General features: G+C 72.6%; 14 protein-coding genes, 5 tRNA genes and 1 pseudogene. 8 read left to right on the top strand and 12 right to left on the bottom strand.

Annotated elements, in window-relative coordinates; genetic code table 11:
• The first annotated feature begins 71 nt into the window (after positions 1-71).
• Positions 72-929 (top strand): helix-turn-helix transcriptional regulator, encoded by an 858-nt coding sequence (locus tag ABZS69_RS47435; protein WP_355385362.1) that lies wholly within the window; start codon positions 72-74, stop codon positions 927-929.
• Positions 930-1,019: 90 nt separating this feature from the next.
• Positions 1,020-1,625, top strand: coding sequence for a hypothetical protein (locus tag ABZS69_RS47430; RefSeq protein ID WP_355385359.1), 606 nt, complete (start codon positions 1,020-1,022; stop codon positions 1,623-1,625).
• 26 nt (positions 1,626-1,651) lie between these two features.
• Here ABZS69_RS47430 and ABZS69_RS47425 read toward each other — a convergent pair whose 3' ends face one another.
• Entirely contained in the window at positions 1,652-2,473 is an 822-nt protein-coding gene (locus ABZS69_RS47425) for a helix-turn-helix transcriptional regulator (RefSeq protein ID WP_355385356.1), read from the bottom strand.
• A gap of 113 nt (positions 2,474-2,586) precedes the next feature.
• Between ABZS69_RS47425 and ABZS69_RS47420 the strand changes: the two genes are divergently transcribed.
• Positions 2,587-3,333, top strand: coding sequence for an NAD(P)-binding domain-containing protein (locus tag ABZS69_RS47420; protein WP_355385353.1), 747 nt, complete (start codon positions 2,587-2,589; stop codon positions 3,331-3,333).
• A gap of 31 nt (positions 3,334-3,364) precedes the next feature.
• Here ABZS69_RS47420 and ABZS69_RS47415 read toward each other — a convergent pair whose 3' ends face one another.
• Positions 3,365-3,742 (bottom strand): DUF6069 family protein, encoded by a 378-nt coding sequence (locus tag ABZS69_RS47415; RefSeq protein ID WP_355385350.1) that lies wholly within the window; start codon positions 3,740-3,742, stop codon positions 3,365-3,367.
• Positions 3,743-3,873: 131 nt separating this feature from the next.
• On the opposite strand from ABZS69_RS47415, the gene ABZS69_RS47410 reads away from it, so the two are divergent.
• Positions 3,874-4,986 carry a histidine kinase gene (locus ABZS69_RS47410; RefSeq protein WP_355385347.1) on the top strand — a complete coding sequence of 371 codons (1,113 nt, stop codon included), beginning with the start codon at positions 3,874-3,876 and terminating at the stop codon, positions 4,984-4,986.
• Positions 4,974-5,627, top strand: a complete 654-nt coding sequence (locus tag ABZS69_RS47405; protein WP_355385344.1) for a response regulator transcription factor — start codon at positions 4,974-4,976, stop codon at positions 5,625-5,627. Before ABZS69_RS47410 ends, ABZS69_RS47405 begins: the two co-directional genes overlap by 13 nt.
• Before the next feature lie 28 nt (positions 5,628-5,655).
• On the opposite strand, the gene ABZS69_RS47400 is transcribed toward ABZS69_RS47405, so the two are convergent.
• Both ABZS69_RS47400 and ABZS69_RS47395 read right to left on the bottom strand, forming a co-directional pair.
• Complete coding sequence (locus ABZS69_RS47400; protein ID WP_355385341.1) at positions 5,656-6,105, bottom strand: MarR family transcriptional regulator; 450 nt, start codon at positions 6,103-6,105, stop codon at positions 5,656-5,658.
• Positions 6,106-6,220: 115 nt separating this feature from the next.
• Positions 6,221-6,559, bottom strand: a pseudogene (locus tag ABZS69_RS47395) (STAS domain-containing protein); the annotation flags it as partial.
• Positions 6,560-6,680: 121 nt separating this feature from the next.
• Here ABZS69_RS47395 and ABZS69_RS47390 point away from each other — a divergent pair.
• On the top strand, positions 6,681-7,118 hold the full coding sequence (locus tag ABZS69_RS47390; protein WP_355385338.1) for a helix-turn-helix transcriptional regulator: 438 nt from the start codon (positions 6,681-6,683) through the stop codon (positions 7,116-7,118).
• 23 nt (positions 7,119-7,141) lie between these two features.
• Here ABZS69_RS47390 and ABZS69_RS47385 read toward each other — a convergent pair whose 3' ends face one another.
• The 6 genes from ABZS69_RS47385 to ABZS69_RS47360 form a co-directional block, all read right to left on the bottom strand.
• On the bottom strand, positions 7,142-7,963 hold the full coding sequence (locus tag ABZS69_RS47385; RefSeq protein WP_355385335.1) for a nitroreductase/quinone reductase family protein: 822 nt from the start codon (positions 7,961-7,963) through the stop codon (positions 7,142-7,144).
• A 237-nt stretch (positions 7,964-8,200) separates the two neighbouring features.
• A tRNA-Val gene (locus ABZS69_RS47380) sits at positions 8,201-8,274 on the bottom strand.
• Between the two features lie 5 nt (positions 8,275-8,279).
• Positions 8,280-8,354 (bottom strand) — tRNA-Arg (locus tag ABZS69_RS47375).
• 18 nt (positions 8,355-8,372) lie between these two features.
• Positions 8,373-8,445, bottom strand: a tRNA-Glu gene (locus ABZS69_RS47370).
• A 12-nt stretch (positions 8,446-8,457) separates the two neighbouring features.
• Positions 8,458-8,530, bottom strand: a tRNA-Leu gene (locus tag ABZS69_RS47365).
• Positions 8,531-8,543: 13 nt separating this feature from the next.
• Positions 8,544-8,614, bottom strand: a tRNA-Ala gene (locus ABZS69_RS47360).
• Between the two features lie 224 nt (positions 8,615-8,838).
• Here ABZS69_RS47360 and ABZS69_RS47355 point away from each other — a divergent pair.
• Positions 8,839-9,591, top strand: coding sequence for a MerR family transcriptional regulator (locus tag ABZS69_RS47355; RefSeq protein WP_355385332.1), 753 nt, complete (start codon positions 8,839-8,841; stop codon positions 9,589-9,591).
• On the opposite strand, the gene ABZS69_RS47350 is transcribed toward ABZS69_RS47355, so the two are convergent.
• Positions 9,575-10,261 carry a TetR/AcrR family transcriptional regulator gene (locus ABZS69_RS47350; RefSeq protein ID WP_355385329.1) on the bottom strand — a complete coding sequence of 229 codons (687 nt, stop codon included), beginning with the start codon at positions 10,259-10,261 and terminating at the stop codon, positions 9,575-9,577. The two genes, ABZS69_RS47355 and ABZS69_RS47350, sit on opposite strands and share 17 nt — an antisense overlap.
• Before the next feature lie 85 nt (positions 10,262-10,346).
• Between ABZS69_RS47350 and ABZS69_RS47345 the strand changes: the two genes are divergently transcribed.
• Positions 10,347-11,435, top strand: coding sequence for an NAD(P)/FAD-dependent oxidoreductase (locus tag ABZS69_RS47345; protein ID WP_355385326.1), 1,089 nt, complete (start codon positions 10,347-10,349; stop codon positions 11,433-11,435).
• Here the strand turns inward: ABZS69_RS47345 and ABZS69_RS47340 are convergent.
• A complete protein-coding gene (locus tag ABZS69_RS47340) occupies positions 11,395-12,309 on the bottom strand; it encodes a LysR substrate-binding domain-containing protein (protein WP_355385323.1) in 915 nt (304 codons plus the stop codon). The genes ABZS69_RS47345 and ABZS69_RS47340 overlap by 41 nt on opposite strands.
• Positions 12,310-12,324 lie beyond the last annotated feature (15 nt).

The raw sequence follows: 12,324 nt of genomic DNA, 5'->3' as shown, positions 1-12,324 counted from the left end.
TTGGCGAGGCTGGTACTGACAGGGCTACCCGTGCGGGAGCGGGGCATGCCCGGCTTGGCCACACTGGAGACATGGACCGAAGCAGCGAGATCGCCGACTTCCTCCGCTCACGGCGGGCCGGGATCAGCCCTGAGGGGTCCGGGCTGCCCGCCGACGGGCGCATCCGCCGGGTGCCGGGGCTGCGCCGCGACGAGGTGGCCCGCCTGGCCGGGGTCAGCACCGAGTACTACACCCGTCTTGAGCAGGGCCGCGGCGGCTCCCCGTCACCCGAGGTCATCGAGGCGCTGGCCCGGGCCCTGCGGCTCAACCCCTCCGAGCGCGAGCATCTCACCAACCTGCTGGCCCGCCCCGCCACCGCGCGCCGAGCCCCGGCCGCTCCGCAGCGGGTCAGGCCCGGCCTGCACCTGATGCTGCACACCCTCGACCACGTGCCCGCCTTCGTCCTGGGCCGCCGTACCGACGTGCTGGCCGCCAACCGCCTGGCCCGCGAGGTCCTGACCGACTTCGACGCCCTGCCCGCGACCCGGCGGAACCTGGCCCTCTACTACCTGCTGGATCCCCAGGCCCGCGAGAAGGTCGGAGACTGGGAGCGGATCGCCGCCGAGACCGTCGCCGTGCTCCGCCTGGAAGCCGGTCGCCACCCCCACGACCGCCGGCTCGCCGACCTCGTCGGCGAGCTCACCCTGAAGTCGCCCGAGTTCTCCACCTGGTGGAACGACCACCGCGTGCTGCGCCGCACCCACGGCGCCAAGTCGTACCACCACCCTCTCGTCGGCGACCTCCACTTCTCCTACGAGTCCTTCCAGGCGCCCGGCGACGCCGACCAGACCCTGTGCGTCTACAACGTCGAACCGGGCTCCCCAACCGAGCAGGCCCTCCGGCTCCTCACCAGCTGGACGGCGCCCCAGCCGCCCGCGGGAGCGCTGTAGCCAGGGTGCAGCCCGGTGAAAAGCCGCAGCAAGGCTCACGATTATCGGCAAGAATCCCCAAAGTGGATCTCCATTCACAGAGGGGGCGAAGTGGCTGAAGCTGCGGGCGTGGCCGGAGGCGGTGGAAGGTTCGCGCGTGCGGTGACCGAGGTGTTCGCCCCGCAGTACGTGGGGATCGCCATGCCGCCGGTGGTCGGGCTGCTCGCCGAGGGCTGGGCGGGCCTGGCGTGGGGGGTGCTCGCCGCGGCGGTGTGCGCGGGCGTGCCCGCGGCCGTGATCGCGGTGGGTGTGCGGCGAGGCCGGCTCGACTCGATTCACCTGGTGGAGCGGAAGTCGAGGAAGGGACCGATGCTGATCGGGCTGGCCGCGGTGGTGGTGGGCCTGACCGCGCTGGCCTTGCTGGACGCGCCCCGTGCGGTGGTGGCGTCGGTGGCCGTGATGCTGGCCTGGGTGCTGGTGATGGGGCCGATCACCCTGCTGTGGAAGATCAGCTTCCACACGGGGGTGTCGGCCGGCACCGCCGTCGTGCTCGCGTACGTGCTTCCTGCGGTGCCGGTCCTGGTGGCGGGCGCGGTGGTGGTGGCGGTGATCGGGTGGGCCCGGGTCCAGGTGTCGCACCACACGGCGGCCCAGGCGCTCGCGGGCGCCGTGGCGGGGGCGGCAGCGGCCTGGGGGACGCTCGCGCTGCTGCTCTGAGGCGCCCCGCCCGGCAGATCGGCGGCCTACAGGCTCGCGAGTTTCCGCAGCGCCTGCTCCGACGCCGAGCCCGGCTCGGCGGCGAACAGGTCGAGCCCGTAGCACGAAGGCTCGTCGGGCAGCGCGAGGAGCTCGCCGTGCAGGGTCAGCTCGCCCACGACCGGGTGATGCAGCACGTACGTCCGGGACCGGACCTGCGCGACCGGGTGCTCCGCCCACATCCGCGCGAAGTCCGCGCTCGCCTCCCGTAGGTGGTCGACGTGCGCCGCGAGCCCGGCGTCCCCGCGATACCGCCCGAGCAGCACGCGCAGATGCGCCACCTGCTCGCGCGCCGCCCGCTCCCAGCCGCCACGGTGCAAGTCGCGCAGGTAGGGCTCGGTGAACAGCAGGTGCGAGAGCGTACGGCGGCTCTCCGGCAGCGCGGGGAAGTCGCCGAACACCGCCACGGCGAGCCGGTTCCAGCCGATGATCTGGGTGTGCCGGCCGACCACCAGCCCCGGCGTCATCACGAACGACTCCAGCAGGTGGCGCAGGCCCGGAGGCACCTCCGACGAGGCCGCGCACGCCACGGCAGGCCGGGCGATCCGGCGCAGGTAGGCCAGCTCGTCGATGTCCAGGCGCAGCGCCGCGCCGACGGCGTCCAGGACCTCGTCCGAGACGCTGTCGCCCTTGCCCTGCTCCAGCCGCGTGTAGTGGGCGATGCTCACGCCCGCGAGCCGGGCCAGCTCCTCGCGCCGCAGGCCCGCGACCCGGCGGGCCCCGCCGTAATCGCGCAGCCCGACGTCCTGCGGACGCAGGCGGGCACGGCGTGACTTGAGGAACTCGCTCAGCTCGGTCCGGTCGTTCACGCGACAACTTTATGGGTGATCAAGCCGTGAGTACGCACGGCACGGACCTGGCCGGGCGGCCGCGGGGGCTCCATTGTCGGACGAGCCACAACCCGCACGAACGGAGATACACCATGCCTCGAACGCTCGGCCTCATCGGCAGCGGAATGATCGGTTCTTCCGTTGCCCGCCTGGCCGTCGCCGCCGGTCTTGAGGTCGTCCTCAGCAATTCGCGAGGGCCTGAGACCCTCGCCGGCCTCGTCGCCGAGCTGGGCGAGCGGGCCCGGGCGGCCACCCCGGCGGAAGCGGCCCGCGCCGCGGACCTGGTGGTGGCGGCCATCCCGCTCAAGGCCCGTGACCAGCTCCCCGCCGCGGCCCTGGCCGGCAAGACGGTGCTGGACACGGCGAACTACTACCCCGAACGGGACGGCCACCTGGCCGAGCTCGACGCGGGCGACCTGACCTCCAGCGCCCTGACACAGCGCTGCCTCGCGGACTCCCACGTGGTCAAGGCCTTCAACAACATCACCCCGCACCAGTTGCTCACCCTCGCCCGGCCCGCGGGCGCGCCCGACCGCAGCGCCCTACCCATCGCCGGCGACGCCCCGCAGGCCAGGGCGGAGGCCGCCCGGCTGCTGGATCTCCTCGGCTACGACGCGGTGGACCTCGGCCCGCTCGCCGACAGCTGGCGCAGCGAACCGAACACCCCCGTCTACATCCACCCCTACCTCGGCGAGACGCCCGCCATGAACGTCGAGGACTTCCTCCGCTGGACCCTCCAGAACCCCGGCATCGCCGTCCCCGCCGCTCAGGTCGGCAAGCTCGTCGAGATCGCGGTCCGGCAACCGGCCGGCGAGGCCCGGCTCCCCAGCGCCGGCTGACCCGGAAAGGCACGCCATCCGTACGGCAGGTTCATCGCCGGGCGAGCCCGGGGACGAGCACGGCGCCGACGACCAGGTGCAGTAGGACCAGCACCAGCGTCGCGGCGGCGCCGACGGCGCTGCCGAGCGGGCCGGTGAGGGACAGAGCGAGCACGACCAGGGCGGTGATCGTCCAGACGCGGCCGGGCCGGGGCGCCCACCGTTCCAGGGCGGCCAGCAGCGCCCAGCCGGCGAGCCCGGCCACCAGGCTCGCCACGACGACCGATACCGGGCCGACGGTCTGCGTGCCGGCACCCATCCGGACGGTCAGGATGGTTCCGGCCAGCGGCACCGCCAGGGCCCACACGGCCAGGGCGGCCGCGGGCGCGCCGACGAGGGTGAGGAGCGGCCTTCTGAGGGAGGTGTTCATGCCGATCAGGTTCGCCTGGCCGGCCAGGCCGGCACATCGGGCGCGCGGTCGCGCTCCGTCCTTCCCCAGCGGGGTACGGGTCCTCCTTTAGTAGGTGATGGCGCCTTTGTGCTGAGGGCTAGCCTGGGCCGGTGAGCAGGACGCTGATTGCGGTGTCGAGTGTGGTCCTCGGGGTGAGCGCGCTGGCCGGCGTGACGCTGTGGGGGCTGGGCGGCGGGCCGATGCTGGGGCCGGACGTCGCGGTCGCGGCGTTGAGCCTGGTCGCGGCGGTCGCCCAGCTGTGGTGGCCGGTGCACGGGGCGCTCGCCGCCACCCTGCTCGCCGTGGTCTCCCCGGCGGCCACGCCGGCGGCGGGCATGGGGGCGCTGCAGGTGGCCCAGCGCAGGCGGTTCCCCGTCGCGGCGGCGGTGGCGGCGGCGGGCATGGCGGCGCATCTGGTCCAGGGGCTGTGGCGGCCGAACTCCGGGGTCTCCTTCAACTGGTGGCTGCTGCTGATCTGCGCCTCGTACGGCGCGCTGCTCGGCTGGGGAGCGCTGGCCCAGTCCCGCCGCGCGCTGCTCAGGTCGCTGCACGAGCGCGCCCGCCGCGCCGAGACCGAACAGGGCAGGCGGGTCGCCGAGGCCCGGATGGCCGAGCGGCGCCGGCTCGCCCGGGAGATGCACGACGTACTGGCCCATCGCCTGTCGCTGGTGGCCACGCACGCCGGGGCGCTGGAATACCGCCCGGACTCCTCGCCCGACCAGCTCGCCCGGGCCGCCGGGGTGGTCCGCTCCGGGGTGCACCAGGCGCTGGAGGAGTTGCGGCAGGTCATCGGCCTGCTGCGCGAGGACGATGACCTCCTGGACGAGCTGGAACCCCAGCCCACGCTGTCCGAGGTGGCGCGCCTGGTCACCGAGGCGCGCCAGGCGGGCCAGCCCGTACGGGTCAGTGACGAGACCACCGGCGCCGCCCCGCCCGTCGCCGGGAGGACCGGCTACCGGGTCGTCCAGGAAGGGCTGACCAACGCCCGCAAGCACGCCCCCGGTCAACCGGTGGAGGTGCTGCTGAGCGGCGCCCCCGGCACGCGCCTGCTGATCGACATCAGCAACCCCCTGCCCCCGCCCGGCTCGGCCCCGGCCGCGCCCGGCAGCGGCGTCGGCCTGGTCGGGCTCACCGAGCGGGTACGGCTGGCCGGCGGGCAACTGGACCACCAGAGCACCGGCGGGCAGTTCCGGCTCCAGGCCTGGCTACCATGGCCGGCGTGATCCGCGTGCTTCTGGTCGACGACGACGCCCTGGTCCGCGCCGGGCTGTCCATGATGCTGGACGGCACCGCGGGCATCGCCGTCGTCGCCGAGGCGGCCGACGGCCAGGAGGCCGTCACCGCCACCGACGCCCACGCGCCCGACGTCGTCCTGATGGACCTGCGGATGCCGCGGGTGGACGGCATCACCGCCACCCGCCGGCTGCGCGCCCGCGCCCGCCCGCCGGAGGTGATCGTGCTGACCACGTTCGACACCGACGAGAACATCCTGCACGCGCTGCGCGCCGGCGCCAGCGGCTTCCTGCTCAAGGACACCCCGCCGCCGCAGATCGTGGAGGCGGTCACCCGGGTCGCGGCGGGGGACCCGATCCTGTCCCCGCGCATCACCCGGCGGCTGATGGAGCGCACCGTCGCCCAGGCCGGGGCCTACGAGCGGGCCCGCGCCGCGCTGGCCGCCCTCACCCCGCGCGAGTACGAGGTCGCCGTCGCGATCGGGCGCGGCCGGGCGAACGCGGACATCGCCGCGGAGCTGGCCATGGGCATCACGACGGTGAAGGCGCACGTCTCCAACATCCTCACCAAGCTCGACCTGGACAACCGCACCCAGATCGCGCTCCTCGCCCACGACGCGGGCCTCGCCTGAACGCTTCAGGGGCCGGGGGATGACCTGATCAGGGGCGATCGCGGCCGAGCTCGGCGAGGCGGGTCAGGGCGGGGAGGGCGGCGGCGATCGCCTGGCGCTGCTCGGGGGTGAGCCGGGCGAGGAGCGGGGCCAGGTGGCGGGAGCGGTCTTCCCGGCGGGAGCGGCCGATCCGGCGGCCGGCCTCGGTGATGTGGACGAGCACGGCGCGTCCGTCGCTCGGGTCGGGGCGGCGCTCCACCAGCCCGTCACGCTCCAGCCGGGTGACGAGTTGGGTGATGCCGGGCTGGCTGACCTGCTCGGTCCTGGTCAGGTCGGTCAGCCGCATCGGGCCTTCGCTGAACGCGAGGGTGTCCAGGACCGAGAGCGTCGTGAACGGCAGCTTCTCCAGCACAGGAAGCCGGATGTAGAAGCGGTTGAACTGCTCGATCGCCGTGGTGAAGGTGTCCACGTCGAGGTCGTCGTGCGAGGTGTCGTCCACGCCGAGAACCTATCGAACATCGGCCGGGGCGGGCTCAGCCTGCGAGGCCCTGCCGGCGGCACCACTCCTCGACGCTCTCCGCCCGGCTCTCGACCGCCTCCCGCCAGTGCGGATCGGCGGCGATCGCCTCGGGCACGGAAGGGTGCGGAGGAAGCACGGTGACGAGCCCGGTGATGCGGAAGACCCGCAGGATGCGCTCCGTGTCGGTGACCAGGGTGAGGGAGCCGCCCTGGGTGCGCTGCCGCTTGAGGCCGCCGATCAGGACGCCGAGGCCGGTCGAGTCGAGGAACCCGACCCCGCGCAGGTCGGTGATGACGTGACGGACGCCCTTGCCGGCCAGCTCCACCAGCCGCGCGCGCAGCTCCGGCGCGGTCTCCACGTCGATCTCGCCCGCGATCCTGAGCACGGCGCAGTCGCCGACCGGCCCGATCACCTCTAAATGAAAATCTTGCATCGCGACCCGCTTGTCATCGCAGAAATTGACATGTAAATCTGTATCGCTACAGTAGCTCTGTCGAACCGCTGGTGTCAACGTGGACATATCAGCGTCATTGCCCACGATGACAGGGGGACGAATGCGGGTCGAAGAGGCCATCGGGCGGCAGATCGCACGATTGCGGGCGGAGCGGCAACTGTCACTCACCGAGCTGGGCGAGGCGCTGGGCCGCTACCTCGACAGGCCGTGGAGTCGGCAGGCCGTCCACCAGGCCGAGCGCGGCCAGCGCTCCTTCACCGCCATGGAGCTGACCGGCCTCGCCCTGGCGCTGGACACGTCCATCCCGGCCCTGTTCCGGGTGGAGGACGGAGGCGTCGAGCTCCCCGGCGGTGCCGTCCCGCCCGAGGACTACCGGGGGATTCTCCTGAACAGGGAGCGGGAGTCACCGATCGACGGCGTCGAGGAGCTGATCCTCGCGCTGCACGACATCGAGGAGGTGCTGTCGCGCCCCGCCCTGGCCCGGCTCGCCCGCATCGGACGGGTGGCCGAGCAGGTGGCGGGGCCGGAGCGGGTGTAGGCCGCGCCACCTGCCGGGCGGGATCAGCCGTTCAGCAGCGGTACGAGGTACTCCTCCTCGTAGTCGAGGTGGGCCTCGACTTCCTGAGTGAGCCGCTCGACCTCCGCCAGCAACGTACTGGGGGAGAGACCCTCGTCGGCGAGGAGCGTCTGGAGCTGCTGGAGGAGCAGCTGGACGGTCTCGTGCTCGGCCCGCAGCCGGGCCATCGCGGGCGCCAGCTCCGGGAAGCGCCCCTCCATCGCGGGGAAGATGAAGCCGTCCTCGCGCGTGTGGTGCTCGTGCAGGTTGTGGCACATGGTCAGGCAGTTGACGCGCAACTGCGCGACCACGCGCGGGCCAGAGCGGGCGACCTCGGTGCGGATGCGGGCCAGCTCCAGGCGGAAGGCGTCGTGCACCTGCTTGAGCACGTCGCCCAGACGGCCCGTGGGCGGCCCGTCGAAGCCGGGCAGGAGCGCGACCACGGGCAGTACCCGGCCCGCGTTCTCCTGGTAGCGGCCCCAGCCGGGGTCGGCCTCCACCGCGCGGGCGAACATCCGATCGCGCTCCTCGCCCTCCAGCACGACCGCCTTCGCCTGATAGGTGAAGACGCCGTCCTCCACGGTGACCTGCGGGTTGGCGACGAGGTTGTGGAACCAGGCCGGGTGCCGCGGCGCGCCGCCGGCCGAGGCGATGATCAGGCTGCGCTCGCCGTCGGGCAGGTAGCCGAGCGGCGTGGTGTGACGCGCGCCCGTGCGCGCTCCGACGGTCGTCAGAAGGAGCAGCCTGGCTCCCTCGAACATGCCGCCGACCTGGCCGCGGTTGGCCCGGAATTCGTCAATGATCTGCTGGTTGAAGTCAATGGGCATGCGTGTATGCGCTCCGAAAAGAGATGGTTCAAGTCGATGACCTGGGAAACCCGGAACGGCACGTCGAAACGACGTGCTCGGGTCAGCTGCGTTCAGGCAAGCCCAGCGATGTGAGAAGTCATCGGCCTCATCCCCTTCGGTACGGCGCCTCCATGCCGCCGCCGTGCAAACGGCCGGCGTCACGCGACGCGACGGCCATTACACGTTGATCCACGGAGGATGTCAAGCCGTGTGCGGTCGGCCCGGCAGGAGTCGAACCTGCGACGCCCGGTTTGTAAGACCGGCGCTCTGACCACCTGAGCTACAGGCCGTTCAGCAGCCCCAGCAGGATTCGAACCTGCAACAGACCCGGCTTCGTAGGCCGGCGCTCTCTCCATTGAGCTATAGGGCTATGAATATCAAAACTCCGTACCCCGTACCGGACTCGAACCGGCGATTTCCCGGGTGAAAGCCGGGCGTCCTGACCGCTAGACCAACGGGGCCTTGTCTTTTCGTACGTCCGGCGGGATTCGAACCCGCACCGTCCGGTTCCTTAGACCGGTGCCTCTGCCATTGGGCTACGGACGTGCCAGCACTTTCGTGGACCGACAGGATCTCGAAACCTGAACTCCTGCTTGCAGGGCAGGCGTGATGCCTTTTCACCATCAGCCCAAAGAGAAAGGCCGCCCGGATGCGTGCCCGGCGGCCTCTGGAGGGTCCTTGAAAGGGATTATCCAGAAGCCCGCCCGGCCAGCACGAGCGCGCCGACGCACGCCGCGCCCCGGCAATAGTGGCGTTCGACAGCGAATCGCATGGCGGGCCTTTCCTTTCGTTCTTCCGACAAACCTGACAGTAGCGGGTGTGCGGCGGACGATGCCATTGATTTATGGTGGAGCATGCGGATCGGAGAGCTTGCCGCACTGCTCGGGGTGTCCACCCGGACCGTGCGCTACTACCACCAGCAAGGCATCCTGCCGGAGCCCGTGCGCCGGGCCAACGGCTACCGCGAATACGGCATGCGCGACGCCATCGCCCTGGCCCGCGTGCGGCGCCTGGTGGAGCTCGGGCTGAGCCTGGAGGAGGCCCGTGACGTCATCGCCGACGACCGCTCCCGCGCACTGCCGGACATCCTCGCCGAGATCGACGTGGACCTGGCCCGGCAGGAGCACGAGATCCAGCAGCGCCGCCGGCGGCTGGCCGAGGTGCTCAAGCAGGCCGAGGCGGGGTCGCTCGGCCCCGACGACACCTCCTCGCCCGAGCTGCTGGCGTTCCTGCGCGCGGTGGAGCTGCCGGCCTCTAAGGCCGCGGCCTGGGACCGGGAGTTGCTGGTGCTGATGGACAGCATGGCGGCGAGCGGCGATCGGAAGCAGGCGTTCGCGATGTTCGACACAATGGCTGCCGATCCCGATGCGACGGCGCGCGGCCACGACTTCTACCGCCGGCTCGACGCGCTGGCCGACGCCTCGCCGGACGATCCCCGGGTGGGGCCGCTGGCGGAGATGCTGGCCGACTACAGCGCGGGGCACCTGCCGGCCGGCTCCGGCCCGCCCGACTGGGATCCGGCGGCGGTGGAGCCGTTCCTCGACGGGCTCGCCCCCGCGCAGGCGGAGGTCATCCGGCAGGCGATGCGCCTCATGACCCGCCGGTGATGATCGGGGCGACCCCGTCGAGCACCCAGTCGAGACCTTCGTCGAAGTCGGGCTGGACGTCGTCGCCCGCGACCATCCTGGCCGTCGCCGGGTAGCGGCCGGTGGCCAGCATCCGGGTGAGGTAGGGGCCGACGGTGCGCCGCCACTCCTGTTCGTCCAGGCCGGAGGCGCGCTCGGCCCGCAGCTCGGTGATCTCCCACCTGATCGCACCCATTACGTACGCGTTGACGGTGCTGACGACCCGCAGCATCGTGGCGACCGGCGTGTCCGCCAGCGCGGCCAGGGAGCTCTCACGGAAGGCCATCGCGTTGGGCCCCAGGTGTGGCCGCCCGCCCAGCAGGTCGGCGAACCACTCGTGGCGCAGCGCGGCCTGCCTGGTGCGCTGGGCGAGATCCTTCAGCACCGCCCGCCAGTCGTCGCCGGCCGGCTCCGGCGGGACGATCTCGCCGTACACCTCGTCCACCATGAGGTCCAGCAGCTCTTCCTTGGTGGACAGGTAGCCGTACAGGCGCATCGGGCCCGCGTCGAGCGCGGCGCCGACCTTGCGCAGCGACACCGCGTCGAGCCCCTCGCGGTCGGCGAGGTCGATGGCCGCGCGCACGATCCGCTCTCTGCTCAGCGGGCTCGGCGTTGGCCTGCTCGGCGGCTCGGGCCGCTCCCAGACGAGCATGGGCTCACCTCCTGGTGATCGAGGGTACACCGTCTACGGCTGATACAGTGTATTGACCAATACACTGTATCGAAGGGCTCATCTCATGACCTCTCCCCGCATCGCCGTCGTCGGAGCCGGGCTCGGCGGCCTCACCCTCGCCCGCGTCCTGCAGGTCCACGGCCTGCCCGTCACCGTCCTCGAACGCGAGCCGTCGCCCGACTCCCGCGCCCAGGGCGGCACCCTCGACATGCATGTCGGATCCGGCCAGACCGCGCTGGCCAAGGCCGGGCTGTTGGAGGAGTTCCGCGCGCTGGCCCGGCCGGAAGGGCAGGAGCGGCGCACCCTCGACGAGCACGGGACCCTGCATCACCACGAGCAGCCCGCCGACGGCGACGAGAGCATGCCGGAGATCGACCGGGGGCAGCTGCGCGGCCTGCTCATCGACTCGCTCGCCGACGGCACCATCCGCTGGGGCCACGGCGTGGAGGAGGTCGCCGGGCGGAGCGTGCGCTTCGGCGACGGCTCCGGCGAGGAGTTCGATCTCGTCGTGGGCGCCGACGGCGCCTGGTCCCGGGTACGCCCGAGCGTGTCGGAGGCGCGGCCCGCCTACACCGGCGTCACCTTCGTCGAGACCGGTTTCGAGGAGGCCCGCCACCCCGAGCTCGCGAGCCTGGTCGGCAACGGCAGCATGTCGGCCTACGGCCCCGACAAGGCGGTGCTCGCCCAGCGCAACAGCAACGGCCGCATCCGCGTCTACGCCGCCTACCGCGGCCCCCGGGACCGGCCCGTCCCCGAGGTGCTGGCGATGTTCGACGGCTGGGCGGAGAGCGTGCGCGCGCTCCTGCTGGAGGCCGACGAGCCGTTCGAGACCCGCTCTCTGTTCACGCTGCCGGTCGGCCACTCCTGGACCCACGCTCCGGGCGTCACGCTGCTGGGCGACGCGGCCCATCTGATGCCGCCGCTGGGAGTGGGCGCCAACCTCGCCATGCTCGAGGGCGCCGAGCTGGCCGACGCCCTGGCCGCTGCGCTGACCACTGGGCCCGACGTGGACGCGGCGGTCAGCGCCTACGAGAGCGTCATGTTCCCCCGCGCGGCGCGCCTGGCCCGCTTCGCCAACGACGGCCTGGAGGCCCTCTTCTCCCCGAAAGGCGTCAAGGGCGCCCTGCGCCTCTTCGAGGAGCTGCATCGCTGACCGCGAAGGCCTGCCGGCCGCGGGCAAGGAGCTCCCGTACGGCCGGGCCGTGACCGGTGCGCCAGACCAGCGCCAGCAGGGCGGGCTCCGCGGCGTCGGAGATGGTGCGGGCGACGAGCCGGTCGCCGTGGCGGGCGGCCATGGAGTCGCTGAGGATGCCGACGGCGACGCCGCGGGCGGCGAGGTCGGCGATGGCGTCGGCGGCGCTGGCCTGCAGGGCGATGGCGGGCCTGCGGCCCTGCGCGGCGCAGGCCCGGTCGAACACCGCGCGCAGCCCCGTGCCCGGCGGCATGCACGCGATCGGGTACGCCTCCAGCTCGCGCAGCCCGACCTGGGGCAGCTCGGCCAGGGGGTGACCCGGCGGGACGGTCACGACGAGGCGCTCGCTGATGATCGTGAGCGCCTCCAGCCCTTCGAGGGCGTCGGTGGCCGTGCCGACGAGGGCCAGGTCGATCGTGCCGGCGCGGACCCCGTCGATGAGCCGGTCGGAGTTGTCCTCCAGCAGCACGAGCTCCACGCCGGGGTGCGCCCGGTGGAAGGCGGCCAGCGCGTCGAACAGCGGCGTGACCGTGCACCCGATCACCATCCCGACCGTGAGCCGCCCTCGGATCAGGTCGGTGACCTCGCCCACCGCCTCGCCGACCGCCCCCGCCGCCGCGAGCGCGGCCCGGGCGTGCTCGAGCGCCGCCCGGCCCGCGACGGTCAGCGTGGCGGTGCGGCCCGACCGGTCGAACAGCTCGGCGCCGAGCTCGCGCTCCAACTGGCGGATCTGGGCGCTGACGCCGGACTGGCTGATGTGCACCCGCTCGGCGGCGCGGGTGAAGTTCTGCTCCTCCGCGACCGCCACGAAGTACTCCAGCTGCCTCAGTTCCATGACTGGAAATTCTAG

Source organism: Nonomuraea sp. NPDC005650, assembly GCF_040605375.1.
In the GTDB taxonomy this organism is placed as follows: Bacteria; Actinomycetota; Actinomycetes; order Streptosporangiales; family Streptosporangiaceae; genus Nonomuraea.
Note: the sequence above shows the minus strand (reverse complement) of the source record. Positions and strands in the feature narration are given on the sequence as shown.

Excerpts from the sequence above, each read along its gene's own strand:
- ABZS69_RS47435 (WP_355385362.1), top strand. The coding sequence starts at position 72 with ATGGACCGAAGCAGCGAGATCGCCGACTTCCTCCGCTCACGGCGGGCC.
- ABZS69_RS47420 (WP_355385353.1), top strand. The coding sequence starts at position 2,587 with ATGCCTCGAACGCTCGGCCTCATCGGCAGCGGAATGATCGGTTCTTCC.
- ABZS69_RS47415 (WP_355385350.1), bottom strand. The coding sequence starts at position 3,742 with ATGAACACCTCCCTCAGAAGGCCGCTCCTCACCCTCGTCGGCGCGCCC.
- ABZS69_RS47405 (WP_355385344.1), top strand. The coding sequence starts at position 4,974 with ATGGCCGGCGTGATCCGCGTGCTTCTGGTCGACGACGACGCCCTGGTC.
- ABZS69_RS47390 (WP_355385338.1), top strand. The coding sequence starts at position 6,681 with ATGCGGGTCGAAGAGGCCATCGGGCGGCAGATCGCACGATTGCGGGCG.
- ABZS69_RS47385 (WP_355385335.1), bottom strand. The coding sequence starts at position 7,963 with ATGCCCATTGACTTCAACCAGCAGATCATTGACGAATTCCGGGCCAAC.
- ABZS69_RS47355 (WP_355385332.1), top strand. The coding sequence starts at position 8,839 with ATGCGGATCGGAGAGCTTGCCGCACTGCTCGGGGTGTCCACCCGGACC.
- ABZS69_RS47350 (WP_355385329.1), bottom strand. The coding sequence starts at position 10,261 with ATGCTCGTCTGGGAGCGGCCCGAGCCGCCGAGCAGGCCAACGCCGAGC.
- ABZS69_RS47345 (WP_355385326.1), top strand. The coding sequence starts at position 10,347 with ATGACCTCTCCCCGCATCGCCGTCGTCGGAGCCGGGCTCGGCGGCCTC.
- ABZS69_RS47340 (WP_355385323.1), bottom strand. The coding sequence starts at position 12,309 with ATGGAACTGAGGCAGCTGGAGTACTTCGTGGCGGTCGCGGAGGAGCAG.